10 protein-coding genes are annotated in these 16,198 nt (G+C 55.5%); 9 read left to right on the forward strand and 1 reads right to left on the reverse strand.

Features of this window, described 5'->3' with window-relative positions:
- The first annotated feature begins 533 nt into the window (after nucleotides 1-533).
- From ACN0WX_RS01395 to ACN0WX_RS01420, 6 genes are all read left to right on the forward strand, one after another.
- A complete protein-coding gene (locus tag ACN0WX_RS01395; protein WP_417620483.1) occupies nucleotides 534-1,889 on the forward strand; it encodes a hypothetical protein in 1,356 nt (451 codons plus the stop codon).
- Between the two features lie 476 nt (nucleotides 1,890-2,365).
- Nucleotides 2,366-2,878 carry a 50S ribosomal protein L10 gene (gene rplJ / locus ACN0WX_RS01400; protein WP_417620484.1) on the forward strand — a complete coding sequence of 171 codons (513 nt, stop codon included), beginning with the start codon at nucleotides 2,366-2,368 and terminating at the stop codon, nucleotides 2,876-2,878.
- 41 nt (nucleotides 2,879-2,919) lie between these two features.
- Entirely contained in the window at nucleotides 2,920-3,294 is a 375-nt protein-coding gene (rplL, locus tag ACN0WX_RS01405; protein WP_417620485.1) for a 50S ribosomal protein L7/L12, read from the forward strand.
- Between the two features lie 185 nt (nucleotides 3,295-3,479).
- Nucleotides 3,480-4,019 carry an adenine phosphoribosyltransferase gene (locus ACN0WX_RS01410; RefSeq protein ID WP_417620486.1) on the forward strand — a complete coding sequence of 180 codons (540 nt, stop codon included), beginning with the start codon at nucleotides 3,480-3,482 and terminating at the stop codon, nucleotides 4,017-4,019.
- Nucleotides 4,012-4,698, forward strand: a complete 687-nt coding sequence (locus ACN0WX_RS01415; protein ID WP_417620487.1) for a purine phosphorylase — start codon at nucleotides 4,012-4,014, stop codon at nucleotides 4,696-4,698. Before ACN0WX_RS01410 ends, ACN0WX_RS01415 begins: the two co-directional genes overlap by 8 nt.
- Nucleotides 4,699-4,864: 166 nt before the next feature.
- Entirely contained in the window at nucleotides 4,865-7,237 is a 2,373-nt protein-coding gene (locus ACN0WX_RS01420) for an EAL domain-containing protein (RefSeq protein WP_417620488.1), read from the forward strand.
- Between the two features lie 141 nt (nucleotides 7,238-7,378).
- Here ACN0WX_RS01420 and ACN0WX_RS01425 read toward each other — a convergent pair whose 3' ends face one another.
- A complete protein-coding gene (locus ACN0WX_RS01425) occupies nucleotides 7,379-8,821 on the reverse strand; it encodes a carotenoid oxygenase family protein (RefSeq protein ID WP_417620489.1) in 1,443 nt (480 codons plus the stop codon).
- 146 nt (nucleotides 8,822-8,967) lie between these two features.
- On the opposite strand from ACN0WX_RS01425, the gene ACN0WX_RS01430 reads away from it, so the two are divergent.
- From ACN0WX_RS01430 to rpoB, 3 genes are all read left to right on the forward strand, one after another.
- Nucleotides 8,968-9,540, forward strand: coding sequence for a TetR/AcrR family transcriptional regulator (locus ACN0WX_RS01430; protein WP_417620490.1), 573 nt, complete (start codon nucleotides 8,968-8,970; stop codon nucleotides 9,538-9,540).
- Nucleotides 9,541-9,663: 123 nt separating this feature from the next.
- Nucleotides 9,664-11,643 carry a sulfatase-like hydrolase/transferase gene (locus ACN0WX_RS01435; protein WP_417620491.1) on the forward strand — a complete coding sequence of 660 codons (1,980 nt, stop codon included), beginning with the start codon at nucleotides 9,664-9,666 and terminating at the stop codon, nucleotides 11,641-11,643.
- A 279-nt stretch (nucleotides 11,644-11,922) separates the two neighbouring features.
- Nucleotides 11,923-16,198: DNA-directed RNA polymerase subunit beta (rpoB, locus tag ACN0WX_RS01440; protein WP_417620492.1), on the forward strand; the 4,276-nt coding region annotated here is incomplete at its 3' end.

The raw sequence follows: 16,198 nt of genomic DNA on the forward strand, positions 1-16,198 counted from the left end.
GTCCAGTATATCGGACAATCCCATATCCTTGCCGAAATAAAGCTCCGCCGCTTCATTTTTGCGAATGACCCGGCCATCCTCATTGACAACCATTTCCAGACGCGTGGGGGATGTTTGGTTCGTCCTCTCTGTATGAGGGCGCCCGATCTGATCGAGTATCGCCTCAGCGCGATTCAGATGATTCCCTATTTTGGCCAATTCATCGGTCGGGAACGAACTATTCACAGCGGGTATTGAAGTTTCCGGTGAGAGATATTGAGAATCAAGAAAAAGATTCCATGCTTCGATTAGATCATCATAGCCTTTCGGGTTGATCGTACTTTCATAGATCAAAGAAAACAGGTCTCTACTGTCAAGCTTCATATCGAATATTTCGCCTATCCGAATGGGTGTCTTGATTTATCATACCCCAAATGGGGTATTCGTACGAATCAATAAATATCTAGTCATCATCGAGCACGGCATCAAACGACCTGCTCCTGCTGCGCCATGAGAGGATCAGGTCTCCTGACCAATGATAAAGGAGAATGACGATGAGCGAGATGATTGAGATAAAATATGACGATTTGCGCGATGCGGCTATTGCATTGAACGAGTTCGAAACGAGCTTGGGTGCAATGGTCCTGACCGATGCATTGGAGACAATGCTCAATGGCAAGGCAAAGCCAGCAGCGCAGTTGTCGCGTATCCTCAAGGAAGACAAGAAAGCGCAAAGCATTTTGCAGCAATCTGACCACAAGTTCGATGGCGAGCTTGCGTTCAACTGGCACAAGACCCGCATGGCCAAGGATGTCCAGAAGATCGGCAGCAAGAAGGTCATGCAATTCCTGAAACAGTCTGCCGAAGAAATGGGGGCCGACAAAGGCCGTGATGCGATGCTGCTTGCGAAAGCAGCAAAGTTGATCGACATCCAGGCAGATAGCGGCGCATTTGACAGACAATCTCTTGCAAAATTATTCGGCCCATTGGAACTAGACCGCGAGAGCGGCAAAAAGATTCAAGATGAGAAGCAGGCGCGAATTCGTGCGGCGGCTCTATCGGCGCTGGCAAAGTTAACACCAGAGATGCGTTTCAAAATTCGATCCTGGTCGGCGATGGCACCTTTACCGAAGCGTACACGCTGGACCCTTGCGAAAATCTGGGGCTGGAAGTTCAAGCCCTATGCCATTCTCCTTCCCTCCCCGGACGGCAACTCCGCAGCGCCTGCCTCGAGCCAGCCTGTCCCGAACTCGGAACTCCGGTTCAATCTGCATCACGTCGAATGCTTGGACGATACCGATGGCGGTGAAATGGGTGCGGATGAAATTGAACTCGGAGGCGCCAGTACGTCGGGCATGGAAAATGCACCGGCTGGCGCGTCTGTAGCTGTTTTCGGACCAATGTCCGCCGGCAGCTATCGAACCGGGGATTCGCAAAATTTTACACCGCACTATATTCTTGACAATTGGGGGCTGTCCAATCTCCAGTTTCCTCACACTTTCATTGTGAATCTGCTAATGTCCGAACGGGATGCCAACGACAAGTTTGCTAACATTCTTGAGGATTTCGCGGACGCTGCTTCTGCGGATATGGCTGCGCTGATTACCGCTGTATCGGTGGCAGCAGGCACTGCTATCGGAGCTGCTATCGGCACGGCTCTGGGCACCTCTATCGCTCCCTTGATCGGGTCCATCATCGGCGCAGTACTGGGCGCACTGATCGGCTTGCTCGGTGCGTGGATCTCGGGAGCAGTTAATCCCGAAGTATTTGAGAATGTTCGCTCCATGGCAGTCATTCTTGATACACCGGACCATTTCCGTGACGGATCGACAAGCACACCGGCCGAGACCGTGACCTTCCTGGATCACGGCGGACATTACCAGGTGCGGTGCAATTTCTCTCTGCATTGATCGCATGCCATCAAGCACACAAGGCCCCGAGCTTCCATAGTTCGGGGCCTTGCAAATCGGCATGAGAAACCGGCAACTGCTGCCGCCGAGACAAGCGAAGCAGAAACCCGAACGTTCTGCTGTGAAACATCCACATATCGGCCCATAGCGCTTGACTTCCCCGCCCCACCCGTTAATGGCTCCCCTACAAATTGCGGTTCCCTTAAAAGAATCACAATTTCCGTCCGAGACAGCCGGTGAGGGGAATATGCCTCTCTTAATTTCCAGCCTAGACGGGGATCAGTTTTTTCGTGTGGCAACACACGGGTTTGCAGCCAGCGGCATTAGACGCGGCAAAGCAGCCAAAACCCCCCTTCGGATTATACAGGATTGGTTTCGGTCAATCCTTTCGCTCGCCATGCTGAACCTGTTTCAGAATGGCGGTTACTAGAATTGGATTGCGCCTCAAAAACGCAGTCCACGTGAAGGAGCAAAATATGGATCGTGGTCAAAAGACCGAAGCGGTTGCCGCTCTGAACGCTGTTTTCAAGCAGGCCGGGGTGGTCGTGGTGACACGCAATCTTGGCATGACTGTGGCTCAATCGACCGAGCTGCGGACGAAAATGCGGGCAGAAGGCGCAAGCTTCAAAGTCTCGAAAAACCGCCTCGCCAAGCTGGCTCTGGAAGGAACCGACTATGCCCCGATAGCAGATATGCTGTCCGGTCCGGTCGCACTTGCCACATCGGATGATCCGGTGGCGGCTGCGAAAATCGCAGTCGAATTTGCAAAAACCAACGAACGTTTGGAAATCGTTGGCGGCGCAATGGGCGACACCCTTCTCGACGAAGCAGGCGTGAAATCGCTGGCCTCCATGCCGTCTCTCGACGAACTGCGCGGAACGATTGTTGGATTGCTTGTTGCACCACAAACGAAAATCGCTCGGGTTGTTAAGGAACCTGCTGGAGCCCTTGCACGTGTAGTCGGCGCTTATGCCGCTACGGGTGAATAATTTTTACTGAAACAAACTGATTAGAAATCTGGAGTTATAAAATGGCTGATATTGCTAAACTTGTTGAAGAACTTTCGAAACTGACCGTGATGGAAGCGGCTGAACTGTCCAAGGCACTGGAAGAAGAGTGGGGCGTTTCTGCTGCCGCTGCTGTTGCTGTTGCCGGCCCTGCTGCTGGTGGCGGTGAAGCGGCTGCTGAAGAAAAAGACGAATTCGACGTCATCCTGACCGGCGACGGCGGCAAGAAGATTCAGGTGATCAAGGAAGTCCGTGCGATTACCGCTCTGGGTCTGACCGACGCGAAAGCCCTGGTCGAAGGCGCACCGAAGCCAATCAAGGAAGGTGTCAACAAAGCCGAAGCCGAAGAAATCAAAGCGAAGATCGAAGCTGCCGGCGGTACCGTCGAACTCAAGTAAGCCACGATCATTTGTTGCCTCTGCACAAGCGGGGATGACAAGTATCTTTTAGGCGGCTCCTCTGTCGGGGAGCCGCCTTTTTTATGGCCGACATGACCGGTCGGCGCGTTCATTTTCCCCGGTAGAATGATTGACATGATATTGCCACTGGGCGAACAGGGGCTTTCGCGATTCCGGGGAATAATATGACCGACAATCAAGACCTGATAGATCTTGTCCGGACAATCCCGGATTATCCCAAACCGGGCATCCAGTTCCGCGATGTTTCAACGCTGCTGCTCGACGGACCGGCATTTCGGCAAACGATCGACCGGATGGCTGCGCTGGTTGATCCGGCGAGCTTCGACCTGATCGCGGGCATAGAAGCCCGCGGTTTCATCGTTTCCGCGGCACTGTCTTATGCCCTGGGAAAGGGCAAGGTCATGCTGCGCAAGCCGGGGAAATTGCCGGGCCAGTCGGTCAGCATCGACTATGCACTGGAATATGGCACGGACAAAATCGAAATGCACGTCGATGCCATCCGGCCGAGCCAGCGGGTGTTGCTGGTCGACGACCTGATCGCCACTGGTGGCACGGCTATGGCAGGCGTAGAACTGTTGCGCGGCCAGGGAGCGATCGTCGATCAAGCGCTGTTCATCGTCGATCTTCCCGATCTGGGCGGCGCGGCGAAGCTGAGCACTGCCGGGTTGAAGCCCATGGCGTTGATGGCCTTTGCCGGTGACTAAAAATATAGCGATCATCACCGGCGTGCAGGACGAGGCAGATGCGTTCCGGCGGCATCATGCATCCACTCGTCTCGACAGTCCGCTCGGCGAAATCCGCCAGCTGGACCATGGTGGAAAGCAGGTCACAATCCTGTGTTCCGGTATTGGCAAGGTCCATGCCGGAGCCGCCGCACTCTATATGCACAGCCATTTCCAGCCCGATCTTTTCCTGGTAATCGGCACAGCCGGCCATGTCAGCAACCAGCAAGGCGACTGCTTCTATCTGCATGAATCGCTGCAAGCGGATTATGGTACGCTCGAAAAATTTGGGGAACATGATGGCTTCACCCATTATAATGCGGGAGCCTGGCCGATCGGACCAGCGGACTGGAGCCCGTTTCGGGCTCATCCGATGCCAGAAGCCCTCACGCTGCCCCAGGCCCGCATTGCAACCGCCGACTGTTTTGTGAAATGCCCCGAACGGTCGGGCTATCTCCGCGATGTGCTGAAAGCCGACCTGGTCGATATGGAAACTGCGGCGGTGGCCCAGATTGCCGCCAAGCTGGATCTTCCCTGGGCCGGGATCAAGGCCGTTACCGATGGTGCGAACAACGATAGCTCCGGAGATTTTCACGCCAATCTGGAGGCTGCGGCAAAACGGGCGGCGGATGCTGCCGCCGAATTTTTGACGCTGATCTGACTTCATTCGTGCCTTTAAACAGGGGTCGCCCCTTAGGCTAACACCGGATTTACCAATATTAACTTTGTGAGAACTCTATTGGGCTAATGCCTGATAGTGACAGGTAATGTCAGATCATTCGGGGTTGAGTATGGGTGAGACTATTACACTTCAGCGATTGCTGGAGATGCAAAAAAAAGTTTGGAACTTCAAGATCAATGCCGATCATGAGACTTCGGAACTTGTCGCCCGGGAACAGCTGAAATCCTTCGGCCAGATATCCCGCATTGGGATCATAATCACTCTGCCGCTGGCCATTTATGCCCTCTTCGTGCTCTTCACCTTTGCCGACGCGCCTTTTATCGCCATAGCCTGCTTCTCTTTGGCCGTTGCCGGATTCATGGGCATCCGGAACTATTTTCGCCAAGTCGCGCTAGACCCCGATACTGCAGACTATATAGCGGTGATCAAGGGCATCCATATTGAAAGCATCATAATAAGCACCGCTTTTTCCAGTGTCATGGCGATACCCTTCGCCTTTGGACAGATTCCAAATAGTTTGGATGTTGCAATTTTGGCAATGGGCGGCCTGGCTGTGGGCGGGTTTGTCTATGGCAGCATTCCCCGCGCGCAAAATTATAATCTTCTAATTACCACCTTATGCTATGCGACCGCTTTCATAGTGGCAAAAGGCTATGGCGGAATCAGCGCGGCGGCTTTGCTGATCTTTTTCGCGCTCTGCAGCAACTATATCTATCGAATGTTCTTCTTCAACTTTGTTCAGCGCCATCTGCATGCCGCCAAACAAAAAGAAGCGGCTGAAACCGTGCGACTGTTGCTGTTTGACTATGCAGAACAAAGCTCTGACTGGCTCTGGGAAGTGAATGCCGATCACTTGATCGTCAACCCGTCTGCGCGTTTCGCGAGCGCGGTCAATATGGAGATACGCGATCTGCGCAATTTGCCGCTGGTTGATCTGTTCGAGGAATCAACCGAGCGTAACCAGCTTGTTCAGAGTCTGGCATCGGGCAAAGCGTTTCGCGACATTCAGGTTCCGATAAAGATTGGCGGAAAAGAACGCTGGTGGAAATTATCCGGCCGGCGGATCAAGACAGCGCGCGGCGAAAGCAAGCATGTGCGCGGCGTCGCGGCTGATATCACACGCGCCAAGAAAGACGAGGCACGGGTTGCTCACCTCGCCCATTTCGACAGTCTGACGGACTTGCCCAACCGGACCCTATTTCATCAAGCGCTGGAACGCTCTGTCATTCGCCGGAGAGACGACCAAAAATTGGCCGTATTATATCTTGATCTGGATCATTTCCAAACGATCAACGACGCATTGGGACATAGCGCCGGAGACATTATTCTTCAAATCGTTGCGAACCGCTTGGAAAACGCGATTGGCATCGGGGGCATGGTAGCGCGTCTGGGCGGCGATGAATTTGCGATCTCCCTGCGCAATTGCGGCTCGACCGAACATGTCATCAAAATTGCCGACGAAATCATCCATCGAATCTCGGAACCGGTGATGGTGGAAGGGCAAGCGGTTGTCACCGGCGTCAGTATCGGCATCGCTCTGGCCCCCGAAAGCGCCAGTAGCGGCGACGAACTGATCAAATATTCTGATATTGCGCTGTATCACGCTAAGGAAAACGGACGTGGCTGTGCCTCCGTCTTTGAACCATCAATGCATGATGCGGTCGTGGAACGGCGCAATATTGAAATGGATCTTCGCGCGGCGCTAAAATGCGACGAACTCGTGCTTCACTACCAGCCTCTGGTCAACATCGAGACCAGTGAGACCGTCGGCTATGAAGCCCTCCTCCGCTGGAATCACAGTGAAAAAGGTATCATCATGCCGGATGTTTTCATTCCGATCGCGGAAGATACCGGTCTGATTGTTCAGCTTGGCGAGTGGGTTGTCCGATCGGCTTTATACGAGGCCGCCAACTGGCCTGAACATCTGAGCGTTGCAGTGAACCTGTCGCCGGCCCAGATGCGCAGCCCGAATTTGATGCCGACGATCATCAACGCCTTGGCAGCAACCGGCGTTGCGCCGCATCGGCTGGAACTGGAAATCACCGAATCCGTATTGATGAACGACAACCAGTCCAATGTGGAACTGCTCCACAAAATTCGTTCGCTGGGCGTGCGGGTTGCGCTCGATGATTTTGGTACCGGCTATAGCTCGCTCAACTATTTGCGTAGCTTCCCGTTTGACAAAATCAAAATTGACAGCTGTTTCGTCGACGAAGTGGACAGCCGCGAAGATTGCCGGGCAATCATCCGAGCGGTGACCGGCCTCGCGACCAGTCTCGGCATGGTAACAACCGCCGAGGGCGTCGAACGCAGCGACCAGCTTAGTCAGCTAAAGCGGGAAGGCTGCGTTCAGGTCCAGGGATATTTGTTCAGCAAGGCAATACCCGCCGCCGAAGTCGTCGGACGGATAGCACCAACGCCCCATCGAACCGCGAAAATTAGCGATATCTCCGAACAATCCCTGGAACGAAATATGTCAAAAATCGCACCAAAAATTGCCCGCAAAAAAGCGGGTTGATCGCGACGCTGCCGGACTTGCGCGCCGGAAACCAGAAGCCCGGATATACTGGCCGGCGGACCGCGTCGAGCGCCGAGAGAAATATCACATAGTGGTTCATGCGTCCGACATGCGGCGCAGAGCGCGCATTGATCAGTTGCTTTAACGGGTTACCCAGTTGCCGTGAAATCCCGGGGGAATTCTATGGGGCAGATGGATAACGGCCTGGGGTGCACCCAGAAAATCATCGGCATTGAGGATTTGCAACTGGCTGGTTTCCTGGTTTGCATCAATGACCAGACCGATCAGCCAGCCGGCGTCTTCGGCGGAATCCGGAGCGCGGGGTATGAACACAAATTCGCCAGGATGCCGGCCAGCGCCGAAGTCGCGCACCAGCTTCTTGCCGCTTTCCAGATCATGCTTGAACAATTCGGTCCCCGCCATGTCGAGTTCGTCGGGGAGTCCGGCCAGCGCGATATCATAGATATAGCGATAGGCTTTGCTCGTCAGCCGCTCGTCGTAGCGCGGGAATTCCTGCGGTCGGTCATCAAGAAACTTGCGCTCGACTTTTCGGGTTTCCGGATTGACGGTCCAGCGTTCCAGTCGCGACCATTGCCCGCCTGGACCAAAGGTCGAACGGGCATAGGTGCTCTCGTGCACCACAACGTCGACGATCACCGTGCCACCCTCGGTCTCGAACGCATTGGCCGGGTGATAGACATAGCAGGGCTCGTCGAGATCGCACCAGATGGTATCCGTGCCCGACCCGTCGCGCGGGCACAGGCCGACGCGGGCACCATGGTCGGGATTCCAGTCATAGGGAAAGCTATAGCCGGCCAGCAGTCGCTTCATCGAAAAGGTCGCGGGCAGGTCAAACACCAGCACATGGTTTTCGGTGATCTGGCAGTCGTGGATCGACGGCCCCTGCCGGACCGGAATCGGCTCCTCGCGCCGGACCCTACCATCCTTGTCCAGTACCACGTGCCAGACTGTGTCCATCACCGGCGCATCATAACAGATCGCGTGCATCTCGCCGGTGGCCGGATCAAGATGGGGGTGAGCAGAAAAGGCATGGTTCAGGCTATTGTCGAACGGATTATGCGCAATAGTGTCCAGTTCTGCAGACAATTCGACTGGAAAAGCGCCGGCTTCGACAATCGCGAATGTGCGGCCGTTGATGCCGACGATATTGGTATTGGCATTGTCCGAACGCGGCTTGCGGGTTCCCGGCTTGCGGGGCTCGCCCAGCGCATCGCTAACCTTGTTCGAGCGAATCCAGCGGTTGCGATACCATTGCGCCTTGCCGTCTGCGATCCGCACCCCGTGGGCCATGCCGTCACCGGAAAACCAGTGGTAGCTGGCCTCGTCCGGGCGATCGACCGGATTGGGACCGATACGAAGATAGCGGCCGTCGAGCTGCGCCGGAATTTCTCCCTCCACCTTCAGATCGGCCAGCGTCAGTTCTTCGGTCATCGGCTGATGGACACCGGTCAGATAAGGATGGCCGCCCTCGGGCGTTTCCAGCCGCTTGCGGTTGAAGTTCGATACCGCGCCCATGACGGGCGTAACTGCGGCACGGATGGTTTTTTCAATGACGGAAGCCATGGGAAATTCCTTCTGGTTGAAACCGGGATTGGCAAATCGACTCGTAATGTTTATGCCGTTAACATGACGATCAATGCTAACAGTGTCAACATTGCATCTGCGCGAGGCGCAACATGCTTCCAATTCTTCCAATGCCCGCCTGTCCAATGACCGCACCCTATCATCATGGCGATCTGCGCGCTGCGGCGCTGCAACTGGGGATGGAGCGGCTCGAGGACCAGGCGCATCCTGACTTGGGCCTGCGCGCGCTCGCCCGCGATCTTGGCGTTTCAGCTACGGCGCTATATCGCCATTTTCCGAACAAGGATGCGCTGCTCGATGCGCTGGCGCTCGAAGGGCTCAACCGGCTCGGCTGGCATCAGGCCAGGGCGGCGGAGGCAGCCGGTGGTGGCCGGGAAGGCTTTGGCGAGGTGGGCGTCACCTATGTCGAATGGGCGGTGAAACACCCTGCCCTGTTGCGGCTGATCTACGCCCGGGTCGGCAAGGTCGATCTGGAGGCCGAAAATTCCTCCGAGATGGGCGAAGCCTTTCGCCAACTGCGCGCCGGCATTGCCGCGAGGATGCCCGACAGCATGTCTGCGGAACAGCGCAAATTTGCCGCATTACACGCCTGGTCGCTGGTCCACGGGCTCGCGATGCTGATTCTGGACGGCCAGGTGGAATATGACTCGGAAATGGTCCGCAAGGTGGTCTTGATGACGGATTTCGCTGACACTTAACCATAGCTGGAACCGCCAAACTTATGCCCTGACAGGCCTGAAGCGGCCATGCTTAACCTGCCTTTTACCCCCGTCTGCTAGCATTGGCTTGCAGGTAAAGTGCGGGATTTAAAGCAAAAGCGGATGCGAAAATATTTCATCGGAAGCAACGGACAGGGAAAGCAGCTGGTCGCGACCATAGTCGGCCTGATGAGCATGCTTGCCGCGCTGGAGCTCGCACTCGCCGATCGCAAATTCGGCCTTTTTACCGGTGGCTTTGGGCAATCACAGGCGATTGACACGCTGACCGAGCGTTTCGTCTTCATGATCGGCTATCTCGGTTCCATGGCAATGCTGATCGTCGCTGTCTGGTGGATCATCGTCCGGCTCTTCCGGAGCCAATATTCCTGGCCACCCTTGTTCTTTCTGGTGACGCTTGTCGGTGGCGGCTATATTCTGCTGCTCGCCCTGACATTTCAGCTGCATCAATATTTCAGCGACACGATGAGCTTTGCCCTGATGGCCAGTCTGGGCGGCGGCAGCCTGACCGACTCCCTGCTGTTTGTTTCCAACGAGATTTTTCTGGCTGTCGCCGGGCTGGTTGCCGGACTGATCGGCTATCGTTACGCGTTCCGTTGGCTGTTGGCCAAATTTCCGCTGTGCGCCGGTCATCCCGAATGGCCTGCCTATGGCCGCGTCGCGATCAGTTTCATGGCTTTCACCCTGTTGCTCGCGATCATGGTGCCTGCTGTGTCGATCGATGTGCGAAACGGGCTGAACCGCACGCTCGCATGGGGCCTGTTTACGCAGGGAGCGAACCGTATCACCGATTTTGATGGTGACGGCTATGGATGGATTGCCAATAGGCCGGATCGGCATCCGTTCGACAGCACTCGCTATCCGCAGGCGCTGGATATTCCGGGCAACGGCATTGACGAAGACGGATATGGCGGCGATCTGCAGCTGCTGCCGGTCACACCGCAGCCGCCGTTCAGCCTGATATCGGACCATCACCCCAACCTCATTCTGATCGTGATGGAAAGTGCACGCCATGACACAATCGGGAAACGCATCAATGGCAAACCGGTGGCCCCCAACCTCGAAGCCATTGCGAAATCCGGCAGTCTTGTTTCCCCGGTCTTCAGCCATGTGGGCTTCACCACCGCTTCGCTCAAATCCCTGTTCGGCGGCGCGCTGGAGCCTGCCGCCAAGTCCCCCTCACTGTTCCGCGAGCTCAAGGCCAGCGGCTATGAAATCGCCATTTTCTCCGGCCAGCCGGAGGATTTCGGGGATATTTCAGAAACCGTCGGCATGCGCGAGAATGCCGATATCTTCATGGATGGAGAAAAGCTGAAACATCTGCGCGCTTATAGCAACGGCGCAAAAGGCTCAATTCTGGTGGACGAGAAGCATCTTCTCAAGGCCTTTGCAGACCAATATCAGCAGCCATCGAAATGGCAACAGCCGCAATTTCTCTACTTCAATTTCCAGTCGCCGCATTTCCCTTATTATCACGAGGGCATGCCGCTCAACCTTATCGACAGCCCTTTGCCCCGGTCTGACATTAAGGCTGACAACCGGCATAGGCTGCAGGAGACTTACTGGAACGCCATATCCTATGCGGATGAACAGCTAGGAAAACTGGTTTCACGATTGAAGCGCGACGGCGTGTGGGACACTAGTGTGGTGGTCATAACCGGCGACCACGGAGAAGATCTGTTCGAGGACGGTTTTCTGGGGCACGGCCATAATATCAATATCCGCCAGAATGGCACGTTCCTGGTCACGAACCGCGCGGGCGTTACGGCCCGCGGCCCGATCGGGTTGAGTGATTATCGCGCGATCATCCTGTCGCTGTTAAACGGTAAAAAACCCGAGATTCCCGAAAAACCGGTACTAATGACGATTGGCGATCTCAAGCACCCGACCCAGATCGGGATTGCTGAAAGCGCATCAGCAATTACGACTCTCCGCCTCGACACGGGGGAAGCCTGTATGGTCGAGAAAAAGCAATGTTCCAATGCAGGCAGCTTGCGCGGCGGCTTCAAGGATCGTGTGGATCGACTGGTCCGTATCTGGGGATCCGAAAGGTGGCAAAACAGAGCGACCGCGCCACGCGACTGACGGCGGACCGATCAAGAACGAACAATGAGCGGCAGCAATGTCCGACACGCCCTCTTGACCGAAATCCAACATCTCCCTATATCCTGCGCTCACCACAGATTTCGAGACAGGGCGTGCAGTCGCGCGGCGCGCCAAAAGAAATGAATTCTGTACGGTTTTCAGGACGCTAAAAAGCTGCAGTTTCCCGCTTCGGGAGACGTGCGGCTTTTGTCGTCTTGAAGCGTCTCCACATTTTGATTTTCCGCCGGTTTTCCGGCGATGGCGAGAAGGCAAAACGATATGGCTACCCAAGCAGCTTCGGTCAAAACGACGGCTCCGACCCCCACCCGCAAGAAACGCATTCGCAAGATTTTCGGCGATATTCACGAAGTCATCGAGATGCCGAATCTCATCGAGGTTCAGCGCGAATCATATGAACAGTTCCTGCGCTCTGATCCATCAATCGGATATGTCTCCGGCCTCGAAAAAACGCTGCGCAGCGTTTTCCCGATCCGTGATTTTGCCGGCACTGCCGAAATGGACTTCGTCAACTATCAGCTCGAAGAGCCCAAATATAATGTCGAAGAATGTCGTCAGCGTGGCATTACCTATGCCGCACCGATGAAGGTCACCCTTCGCCTGATCGTGTTTGAAGTTGACCCTGAAACCGAAGCCCGCTCCGTTCTCGATATCAAAGAACAGGACGTGTATATGGGCGACATGCCTTTGATGACCAAGAACGGCACGTTCGTCATCAACGGCACGGAGCGCGTTATCGTCAGCCAGATGCACCGTTCGCCCGGCGTGCTGTTTGATCATGACCGCGGCAAGACCCACTCGTCCGGCAAATTCCTGTTCGCTGCGCGCGTTATTCCCTATCGCGGCTCGTGGCTGGATTTCGAATTTGACGCAAAAGACATCGTCAACGTTCGTATTGACCGCAAGCGCAAGCTGCCGGTGACCGCATTGCTGCGTTCGCTGGGTGACGCAATCCTCGAGGTCAAAGAGAAAAAGCCCGATTTCAAGGTGGGCGAAATGGTTCGCGTGGCCGGCATGAAACAGCCAGCCGAGATTCTCGAAATCGACGGCAGCCTGATCACCATCCGTGAACCCATGGGTGCAATTGACATTCAGGGCAAGATTGAAGATGAAGGCCGCACCAAGAGCGCCCAAATCGTCAAGATCGTCAAGCAGGGCTATTCAGAAGAAGATATCCTCAATCTTTTCTACCAGCGGATCATTTACAAGCGCGCCAAGAATGGCTGGACGATTCCATTTATCGCCGAACAATGGCGCGGAATTAAGCCAACTTTCGATATTGTCGACGCGCAGAGCGGTGAAATTGTCTTTGAAGCGGGTGCCAAGATCACGCCACGTGCCGCGAAAAAGGCGGAATCCGATGGTATGGAAAACATCGTCATCCCGACCGAGGAAATTTTCGGTCGCTACAGCGCCTTTGACCTGATCAACGAGAAAACCGGCGAGATTTACATCGAAGCCGGCGACGAAGTGACCGGCGAAAATCTCGAGAAGATTGACAATGCCGGGATCGACCAGCTCGAACTGCTCGACATTGACCATGTCACAACCGGTCCGTGGATCCGCAACACGCTGAAAGTTGACAAGGCCGAAGATCGTGACGGCGCGCTATCCGATATTTATCGCGTCATGCGCCCAGGTGAACCGCCAACGCGCGAAACGGCAGAAGCCCTGTTCGAAGGCCTGTTCTTCGATCCTGAGCGCTATGACCTGAGCGCCGTCGGCCGTGTAAAGCTCAACATGCGCCTCGAACTGGATGCGCCAGCTGATTATACAATTCTCCGCAAGGAAGATATTCTTGCGGTTGTCAAAACCCTGGTCGATCTGAAAGACGGCAAGGGCGAAGTCGACGACATCGACAATCTCGGCAATCGCCGGGTCCGTTCGGTCGGCGAACTGCTGGAAAACCAATATCGGGTCGGACTGCTTCGCATGGAGCGGGCCGTCAAGGAGCGGATGAGCAGCGTCGACGTATCCACCGTGATGCCGAATGACCTGATCAATGCGAAACCTGCAGTTGCGACCGTTCGCGAATTTTTCGGTTCGTCTCAGCTTTCCCAGTTCATGGACCAGACCAACCCGCTTTCGGAAGTTACCCACAAACGCCGCGTGTCGGCGCTGGGGCCCGGAGGTCTGACCCGCGAGCGCGCCGGCTTTGAAGTCCGCGACGTTCACCCGACCCATTATGGTCGCATCTGTCCTATTGAAACGCCCGAAGGTCCGAATATCGGCCTGATCAACTCGCTGGCCTCATTCAGCCGGGTCAACCAATATGGCTTCATTGAAACGCCCTATCGGAAAGTCGTCGACAACAAGGTGACCAACGATGTGGTCTATCTCTCCGCGATGGAAGAGCAGAAGCACACGGTCGCACAGGCAAACGCCGAGCTGACCGATGATGGCGCTTTTGTTGAGGAAATTGTTTCCTCTCGTCAGGCAGGCGAATTCCTGATGGCCCCGCGCGACATCATCACCTTGATGGACGTGAGCCCGAAACAGCTGGTCTCGGTTGCCGCGTCGCTTATTCCTTTCCTGGAAAACGATGACGCCAACCGCGCATTGATGGGATCGAACATGCAACGTCAGGCTGTGCCTTTGGTGAAAGCCGAAGCACCGTTTGTCGGTACCGGCATGGAAGAAACCGTGGCTCGCGACAGCGGTGCCGCCATTGCAGCCAAGCGCGCCGGTATTGTCGATCAGGTAGACGCTACCCGTATCGTCATTCGCGCATCGGGTGCGGTTGAAGCTGGCAAGTCCGGCGTCGATATTTACACGCTGCAGAAATTCCAGCGTTCCAACCAGAACACCTGCATCAACCAGCGTCCGCTGGTGAAGGTGGGCGATATTGTCCAGCAAGGTGATACACTGGCCGACGGTCCTTCGACCGACATGGGTGAACTGGCTCTCGGCAAAAACAGCCTCGTCGCGTTCATGCCGTGGAATGGCTACAACTATGAGGATAGTATCCTTATCTCCGAGCGGATCGTGAAAGACGACGTCTTCACCTCGATCCATATCGAAGAATTTGAAGTCATGGCCCGCGACACCAAATTGGGTCCTGAAGATATTACCCGCGACATTCCGAATGTCGGTGAGGAAGCGTTGCGCAACCTCGACGAAGCGGGCATTGTCTATATCGGTGCTGAAATCGAACCAGGCGATATTCTCGTCGGCAAGATCACGCCAAAAGGTGAAAGCCCGATGACGCCGGAAGAAAAGCTCCTGCGCGCTATCTTTGGTGAAAAAGCATCGGACGTTCGTGACACATCGCTGCGCCTGCCACCCGGTGTTGCGGGCACCGTTGTCGAGGTCCGGGTGTTCAACCGCCACGGCATCGACAAGGACGAACGCGCCTTGGCCATTGAACGCGAAGAAATCTCGCGCTTTACCAAGGACCGGGACGACGAACGCGCCATCCTCAACCGCGCAACCTTCAATACGTTGAAAGACATGTTGATCGGCCAGACCGCGACTTCCGCGCCGAAGCCGATGAAAAAGGGTGCAGCGATCACCGAAGAAAGCCTTTCCGAACTGGAACAGGTCGACTGGTGGAAGATTGCGGTCAAGGATGACAAGGTTCAGGCCGATTTTGAAGCGACCCGTCAGCAATATGACGAAGCGATCAAGCTGATCAACGAACGGTTCGAAGACCGCCGTGAGAAGCTGGAACGCGGCGATGAGTTGGCACCGGGCGTCCTCAAGATGGTCAAGGTTTTTGTCGCGGTGAAGCGCAAGCTGCAGCCTGGTGACAAAATGGCCGGACGTCACGGCAACAAGGGGGTTATCTCCCGCATCCTTCCGCAGGAAGATATGCCGTTCCTCGAAGATGGTACGCCGGTTGACATCGTGCTCAACCCATTGGGTGTGCCTTCGCGAATGAACGTTGGACAGATTTTCGAAACCCACCTTGGCTGGGCTGCACGTGGTCTCGGCCAGCAGGTTACCGAAGCACTGGCAGATTGGCGTTTGGCAAATCCAGACCCCGAAGCGGCACCCCCGCCGGATGCAGTCAAGGAACGGCTGAAGGTTATCTACGGTGAACAATATCATGAAGATATTGATAGCCGTGACACCGCCGAGATCATCGAAATGGTCGGCCATCTCCGCCACGGTGTTCCAATGGGTACGCCAGTCTTTGACGGTGCGCACGAGAGCGATATTTCCGACATGCTCGAACTGGCAGGTCTGGATCGCAGTGGTCAGGTCAATCTTTATGATGGCCGGACCGGCGACAAGTTCGACCGCAAGGTGACCGTGGGCTACATCTACATGCTCAAGCTGCACCATCTGGTCGACGACAAGATCCACGCCCGTTCGATCGGTCCCTACTCGCTCGTCACGCAGCAGCCGCTGGGTGGTAAGGCGCAGTTCGGTGGACAGCGTTTCGGGGAAATGGAAGTCTGGGCATTGCAAGCTTACGGCGCGGCTTACACGCTGCAGGAAATGCTGACGGTCAAGTCCGATGACGTGATCGGCCGGACCAAGGTTTACGAAGCGATCGTCAAGGGTGACGATACGTTCGAAGCCGGCGTTCCGG

The organism is Parasphingorhabdus sp. (assembly GCF_048269915.1).
Taxonomy (GTDB): Bacteria; Pseudomonadota; Alphaproteobacteria; order Sphingomonadales; family Sphingomonadaceae; genus Parasphingorhabdus.